At 57.8% G+C, this 6,416-nt stretch carries 5 protein-coding genes and 2 pseudogenes; 5 read left to right on the forward strand and 2 right to left on the reverse strand.

Annotation, left to right across the window (positions count from 1 at the left end; all coding sequences use genetic code 11):
* From Q0M35_RS16250 to cysE, 5 genes and pseudogenes are all read left to right on the forward strand, one after another.
* Positions 1-287: pseudogene (locus tag Q0M35_RS16250) on the forward strand (terminase family protein); the annotation flags it as partial.
* Positions 285-647, forward strand: a pseudogene (locus tag Q0M35_RS16255) (glycoside hydrolase TIM-barrel-like domain-containing protein); the annotation flags it as partial. The pseudogenes Q0M35_RS16250 and Q0M35_RS16255, both read left to right, overlap by 3 nt.
* Before the next feature lie 66 nt (positions 648-713).
* Positions 714-1,846, forward strand: a protein-coding gene (locus tag Q0M35_RS16260) for an IS3 family transposase (RefSeq protein ID WP_295317273.1) whose coding sequence is annotated in 2 segments (ribosomal slippage) — positions 714-993 and positions 993-1,846 — 1,134 coding nt in all. Because the reading frame shifts where the segments join, the coding sequence is not laid out codon by codon here.
* Between the two features lie 81 nt (positions 1,847-1,927).
* Entirely contained in the window at positions 1,928-3,517 is a 1,590-nt protein-coding gene (locus Q0M35_RS16265; protein WP_295317276.1) for a phage tail protein, read from the forward strand.
* 183 nt (positions 3,518-3,700) lie between these two features.
* Complete coding sequence (gene cysE, locus Q0M35_RS16270) at positions 3,701-4,513, forward strand: serine O-acetyltransferase (RefSeq protein ID WP_295317280.1); 813 nt, start codon at positions 3,701-3,703, stop codon at positions 4,511-4,513.
* An 83-nt stretch (positions 4,514-4,596) separates the two neighbouring features.
* Here the strand turns inward: cysE and Q0M35_RS16275 are convergent, their stop codons facing one another.
* On the reverse strand, positions 4,597-5,922 hold the full coding sequence (locus Q0M35_RS16275) for a pyruvate dehydrogenase complex dihydrolipoamide acetyltransferase (RefSeq protein ID WP_295317282.1): 1,326 nt from the start codon (positions 5,920-5,922) through the stop codon (positions 4,597-4,599).
* 12 nt (positions 5,923-5,934) lie between these two features.
* Positions 5,935-6,416 (reverse strand): transketolase C-terminal domain-containing protein (locus Q0M35_RS16280; protein ID WP_295317284.1); only part of this gene is annotated, 482 nt, incomplete at its 5' end.

The raw sequence follows: 6,416 nt of genomic DNA on the forward strand, positions 1-6,416 counted from the left end.
GTGCGGGTGCCGAATGGGTGCGCGCGCAGGTCGAGGGCGCAAAGCCGCTCGATGAGGGCCGGTCGCGCCGTGTGGCGCTGGTGGGGGAGACCATCGACCAGGTCCGCGAAGTGATGATTTTTGGCGACAGCGGGATACTCGCCTGTTCGCCGCCCGACCGCAGACCCGTCTGGGAAGCCGGACGCAAGCGTCTGGTCTGGCCAAACGGCGCGATTGCAACAGTACACTCAGCATACGATCCCGAAGGGTTGCGCGGACCACAGTTCGACGCCGCCTGGGTCGACGAATACGGGTGCGCAAGTGTCGATAAAGGTAATAACCAGCCCAACAAATTTCTTGATCCGAAGTCATCCGAAAGCGCGCTGCCGCATTTCTCCAGCGGGGGACGGGATGATCTGATACAGGCGCAGTACCTGCGGGCGATGGTATCGTACTGGGATACGCCGGCCAACAACCCGGTCTCAGCCCTGTACGGAGCGCCGATGGTGAACATGGACCGCGGTTTCGTCTGGGCATGGGACGCGCGTCCCTATCCGTATTTCCCGAACAATCCTGAACAGTGGAGCGACTGCGAAAATTATGCGCGCGGCCACTGGATAAATGGCCGCACGTCGGCGCGATCGCTGGCCTCGGTTGTAACCGAGATCAGAGGTGGTCGCGGAAATTCAGACCAGTCGTTAAGGTGGATCGCATGACGAAAGAAGTGATCCAAGATGAAGAAACGAAAGAACCATTCGCCCGAGTTTAAAGCCAAGGTTGCGCTTGAAGCGATCCGTGAAGAGATGACGCTGGCGGAGTTGTCCAAGAAGTATGGCGTGCATCCAACGCAGATCGGTACTTGGAAGCGAGCGGCGATAGAGAATATGGCGACTGCCTTTACCCGCAAAGGTTCGACGCCCGAGTCAGTGAGTGCCGCTGACGTCGACAAGCTGCATTCCAAGATCGGCCAACTTGTGGTGGAACGGGATTTTTTAGCGGGCGCCTCGCATCAGTTGCTCGGGACGCGAGGCAAAAAATGGTGAGCCGGGATCATACATTAAGTCTTCGTAAACAGTGCGAACTGTTGCAGCTGTCGCGGTCGCGGCTTTACTATCAGCCCGTCGGCGAGAGCGCCGAGAACCTGCGGTTCATGGAAATAATTGATAAGCAATTCCTGGAAACACCATGGTACGGATCGCGCCAAATGGCACGGTACATGAAACGCAAGGGCCATAAATGCGGTCGTCATCGCGTGCGTCGATTGATGCGGCTTATGCGTTTGGTGCCGATCTATCAGGAACCCAACACCAGCAAGAAGCATCCGCAGCACAAGATCTGGCCTTACCTACTGAGGGACGCGGTCATCGACCGTCCAAATCAGGTTTGGTGCGCAGATATCACCTACATCCCCATGCGACGAGGCTTCCTGTACCTTGTGGCCATCATGGATTGGTACAGCCGCAAGGTGCTGGCCTGGCGGCTGTCAAACAGCATGGATGCGGACTTCTGCGTAGAGGCTTTGAAAGAAGCCCTCGCCAAACACGGTAAGCCGGAAACCTTCAACACCGATCAGGGCAGCCAATTTACCAGTGGCGCGTGGATCGACGTACTGACTAACGCAAAGATCACGATCAGTATGGATGGCAAAGGCGCATGGCGCGACAATCGCATGATCGAACGTCTGTGGCGGTCGCTGAAGTATGAATGCATCTATCTGAATGCCTTCGAGACAGGTTCAGAAATGCGCGCCGGGATTGGCAAGTGGCTAACCTATTACAACGCTGAACGGCCGCACTCGACCCACGTCATCTTGACCCCTGATGTGGCCTATGTCAGCAAAACAGAACCAATGAGATTGGCAGCCTAAATGAAACCCTGATCCATCTTAACAAGGCTGCAAACTGGTCTAATATCTAGGACCACCTCTATCTGTACCAAGGCGGGACTGGTGGCTTTTGATGTAAGTCGCCTATACGGCAGTGTCCGGGGTTATGTTGTTAGCGATATCAGTGATGCACGGGCGGCTCTGCAGCCTCTGATGCTGCGTTATTCCTTCGATGCGGTCGAGCGGGACGGGCAGCTTGAGTTCCGGATGCGTAGTGGCAAAGGCGCGGTGCCGCTCACCCGCGAACGGGTGGCTCTGAGCAGAGATCTCGACGGCGCCATTGAACAGATCCGCGCCCCGGAAGCAGAGATGGACGGACGCGTGCGTCTGCGCTTCATTCAGGCGGATGGCGATTTTGATGTCTATGCAGAAGAAGCGGTCATGGCGAACGAGCAGATCCATGCCGTCTCCAGTTCGGAGATTCCTATTGCTCTGACCCGCACTGAAGGACGGCAGACGGCGGAAAGATGGCTGGCTGAAGCGCGTGTCGCGCGTGAGGCTATCCGCTTTGCGCTGCCCCCCTCATGCCTGAGTATGGGCGCGGGGGATGTCATCACGCTTGCCGGAGACCAGAACGAGGGCAATGCGCTCTACCGGATCGACCGGGTGGAGCAGGGGGCCCTGCAGCTTGTCGAGGCTGTGCGCATTCAACCTGATGTTTACAAATCCGCCGAACTTACAGATGAGGTCTTGCGACCGCGTGCTTTTGTGCCACCCGCTCCGGTGTTTCCCCTCTTTCTGGACCTGCCGCTGATCCGTGGCGATGAAACACCGCACGCGCCACATATTGCAGTCACAGCACAGCCCTGGCCTGGCACGGTGGCGGTTTATCAGTCACCCGGCGCCGGTGATTTCCGGCTGCTGGATGTCATCACTGCCCGGTCAGTTGTGGGCGTGACACAGTCAGTCCTGTCAGCTGCGGTCTGCGGCCGGTATGACAATGGCCCCGGCCTGCGGGTGAAACTGATGAGTGGCAGTCTGAGCTCCGTGGAACAGGCTGCCCTGCTCAGTGGTGCCAACCTTGCTGCGATTGGTGACGGGACGCCCGGGAACTGGGAAGTGTTTCAGTTTGGTTCGGCCAACATCGTCGAAAAGGATACCTATGATCTGTCTCACCGTCTGAGGGGACAGCTGGGAACCGACGCCACGATGCCCGGCGTCTGGCCTTCAGGGTCGTGGTTTGTCCTGCTGAACGGGTTTCCGTCTCAGATCGACCTCAGCCGTAATCTGCGCGGCGTGGCTCAGACCTGGCGGATTGGTGCTGCACGGCGTCCGGTGGATGATCCTTCCTATGTCGAGGAGGTTATTGCTTTTGACGGCAACGGTTTGCGTCCTTATGCACCGGTTCATCTGAGCAGACATGCGCTTTCTGATGGAGCGATGCATGTCAGCTGGACACGTCGCACGCGCAGGGATGGTGACAGCTGGGATGCGCCTGATGTCCCGCTCGGAGAGGAAACTGAGCGCTATGCTTTTCGCATCATCAAGGGCGGTGTGACATTACGGGAACTGGCTGTCACTGCGCCGGAATATAGCTATAGCGTTGCGGACCAGATCGCGGACGGGCTGACACTGCCATTCAGTATCGAAGTGGCTCAGATTTCGGCGAGCTTCGGGGAAGGGTCAAAAGCGGTTCTGGATATAGGCCTCTGACCCGCGCGTTCTGGCGTCAGGCAGATCGGGCGCTGGTACTGCGGCGGCGTTTGCCGGACGGCGGTGGAACAAATTACTGGCCTGCGGCAGGGGCATCACCGGTCTGAATTCAACCCATCACAGCTTTGCGTTTGGAGATTTGCACCTAAATGGTCTATTGAGACCTGCAAAAGGATAAACGCCATGGCAGAACTTAAAACAAACATCACCCCTGTGGATCCGGCATGGGATCAGATCTGCTCGGAGGCCCGGCAGGCCGCACTGGATGAGCCCTTAATGGGCGGCTTTCTGCACGCCTGTATCCTGCATCACAAGAGCATCGAGAAAGCGCTCTCTTACCGGATTGCCGCCAAACTGGCTTCAAATGAGATGTCGATGGTGGTGGTGCGCGAGATTGTTGAGGAGGCCTATGCGGCCGACCCCGGACTTATCCGGGCTGCGCGTGCGGATCTTGTTGCGATCTACGAACGTGATCCGGCCTGCCATCGTTTGCTGCAACCTATCCTTTATTTCAAAGGATATCAGGCGACGCAGGCCTATCGAGTGGGCCACTACCTCTGGGAAGGGGGGCACCGGGATCTGGCCTATTTCGTGCAGATGCGCGTGTCCGAGATCTTTGGCGTCGATATTCATCCGGCAGCGAAAATCGGGCAGGGGATCATGATTGATCACGCCCATTCGATCGTCATCGGAGAGACAGCAGTTGTCGGGGACAACGTTTCAATGCTGCACTCCGTGACGCTTGGCGGGACCGGTAAGGAAGAAGAGGACCGCCATCCGAAGATCGGTGATGGCGTCCTGATCGGTGCCGGTGCAAAGGTTCTGGGCAATATCCGCGTCGGTAACTGCAGTCGGATTGCCGCAGGATCAGTGGTGCTGGAAGAAGTGCCGCCATGCAAAACTGTGGCGGGCATTCCTGCACGGATCGTGGGAGAAGCAGGGTGCGACCAGCCCTCTGTCTCCATGAATCATATGCTTGGACCGGATCACGGCTGAACTTCGAAACTCTGAAAGAAAATAAGGCCGGGGGCATCTGCCCCCGGCCTTTTTGCATTTTGACGCGTGTAAGCTGTTGCCTGTCAGGCGAGCATCGTCATCGGGTTTTCAAGGTTTTCTTTGATTGCGGTAAGAAGCTGCGCGCCAAGTGCGCCGTCAATCACCCGGTGATCCACCGAGAGTGTGACCGACATCACGGTTGCAACCCCGAGCTCTCCGTCTTTACCGACAACAGGCTTTTTAACGCCTGCGCCGACTGCCAGGATCGCGCCATGTGGCGGGTTGATCACCGCGTCGAAATTATCGATCCCGAACATCCCCAGGTTTGAGATCGCAAAGCTGCCGCCCTGATACTCATGCGGCGCCAGTTTACGGTCCCGCGCGCGCGCGGCCAGATCCTTCATTTCCGCAGAGAGAGCGGAGAGAGACTTCATCTCGGAATCTTTGAGAACGGGTGTGAAAAGGCCGCCGTCGATGGCAACCGCGACCGCCACATCCGAAGGTGTCAGCTTGAGAATGCGGTCACCGGCCCAGACGGCGTTTGCATCCGGCACAGCCTGCAGCGCGAGTGCGCAGGCTTTTATGATGAAATCATTGACCGAGAGCTTGACGCCACGGCTTTCCAGCTGCCTGTTGAGATCAGCGCGGAATTTCATCAGTGCGTCCAGCTCGATATCACGGCGCAGATAGAAATGCGGGATCGACTGTTTCGCTTCGGTCAGTCGGGCAGCGATGGTTTTACGCATGCCGTTGAGCGCGATTTCTTCGAATTCACGTCCCTCATACATGGCAATAACAGCATCCGCTCCCGGTCCGCTGGCCGGTTTTGCAGCGGGGGCAGCATCCTTCGGCGCCGGTGCGGTCTCTTTTGCGGGAGCGGCGCCGGCTTTGGCGTTTTCCACATCCGACTTCACGATACGGCCATGCGGGCCGGAGCCCTTGATGGCGCTCAGATCAAGACCCTTGTCGGCGGCGATCCGTCGTGCAAGCGGTGACGCAAAGATCCGGGAGCCACCGGACGCAGCCGGTGCCGGCGTGGCATCCGTGGCGCCGCGCCCGTGACCTGCGGCAGGCGACGTTGCGTCGGATGCTTCTGCGGGGGCTGCGCTGGACGAGGCTTCTTCTTTCGGCGCAGATCCGGTCTCACCGATGTCGTCGGCATTTTCGCCATCCTCAAGCAACACGGCGATTGCAGTATTCACCTTAACGCCTTCAGTCCCTTCGCTGATCAGAATTTTGCCAATCTTACCTTCGTCAACGGCTTCGAATTCCATCGTCGCCTTGTCGGTTTCAATCTCGGCCATAATGTCGCCGGACGAGACGGTGTCGCCCTCTTTGACGTGCCACTTGGCAAGCGTGCCTTCTTCCATGGTCGGGCTGAGGGCGGGCATCAGGATTTCAATGGGCATGCTACGCGCTCCTTACCTGTAGGTGACTTTTTTCACGGCTTCGATCACCTCATCGGTGGTCACCAGCGCGTGTTTTTCAAGATTGGCCGCATAGGGCATCGGCACGTCTTTGCCCGTGCAGTTGATCACCGGCGCATCGAGATAATCGAACGCCTCCTGCATGATTACGGAGGTGATGTAATTGCCGACGCAGCCCTGTGGCCAGCCCTCCTCAACCGTGATGCACCGGTTGGTTTTCATCACGGACCGGATGATACTGGCTGTATCCATCGGGCGAAGTGTCCGCAGATCGATCACTTCAGCACTGACACCATCTTCTGCGAGTTTTTCTGCGGCTTGCAGCGCGTACTGCATGCCAATTCCAAAGCTCACTATGGTCACGTCCTCGCCTTCTCGCCAGATCCGTGCTTTGCCAAAGGGGACAGTGTAATCTTCCATCTCAGGAACATCGAAGGTGCGCCCGTACAGGATCTCGTTTTCGAGGAAGATGACTG

It is taken from the genome of Roseobacter sp. (assembly GCF_024639605.1).
Taxonomy (GTDB): Bacteria; Pseudomonadota; Alphaproteobacteria; order Rhodobacterales; family Rhodobacteraceae; genus Roseobacter.

Coding starts and splice junctions, on each gene's coding strand:
- Q0M35_RS16275 (WP_295317282.1), bottom strand. CDS start 5,922: ATGCCCATTGAAATCCTGATGCCCGCCCTCAGCCCGACCATGGAAGAA.
- cysE (WP_295317280.1), top strand. CDS start 3,701: ATGGCAGAACTTAAAACAAACATCACCCCTGTGGATCCGGCATGGGAT.